Annotated in this window: 1 protein-coding gene; it reads left to right on the top strand. The window is 38.4% G+C overall.

Translation table 11 applies throughout. The annotated features are described in order from the left end of the window. Positions 1–441, top strand: a 441-nt coding sequence (locus A2U94_RS20200; protein ID WP_156482327.1) for an IS66 family transposase, incomplete at its 5' end; no start/stop codon positions are given. Positions 442–500: the final 59 nt, after the last annotated feature.

Below are 500 nucleotides of genomic sequence, written 5' to 3'. Positions count from 1 at the left end.
AGCAAGCGCAGAAAAAAACGCCAAAAATACTCGAAGCCAATCGTTGACAAATTTCTTAACTGGATTGAAACATCACCATTCTACGGAAAAAATGCCCTCGCAAAGGCAGCTGAATATACGTTGAATCGAGCAAATGGGCTTAGAGCATTCTTGAACGATGGCCGCATTGAGATTGATAATAATCCAGCCGAAAACGCCATCCGCCCCAATGTCATTGGTCGAAAAAATTGGCTCTTTAGTGTTAGTGAAGACGGTGCAAAAGCGAATGCCATCTGTTTGAGTATCGCAGAAACTGCAAAAAGTAATGGCATTGATTTCTATGAATATATAAAGAAACTTTTGACGGATCTACCGAATATCGGCATCCATCAAAATCCTGAAATTCTAGATCAATACATGCCTTGGTCTAAAATGATTCAAGCAACATGTAATAGAAGATAGATGAGGCCGTATTTTTGATAAAAAATCATAAAAATACGGCTATTTATCATGCGTACCAT

This window comes from Bacillus sp. VT 712 (assembly GCF_001614195.1).
In the GTDB taxonomy this organism is placed as follows: Bacteria; Bacillota; Bacilli; order Bacillales; family Bacillaceae_H; genus Priestia; species Priestia flexa.
Note: the sequence above shows the minus strand (reverse complement) of the source record. Positions and strands in the feature narration are given on the sequence as shown.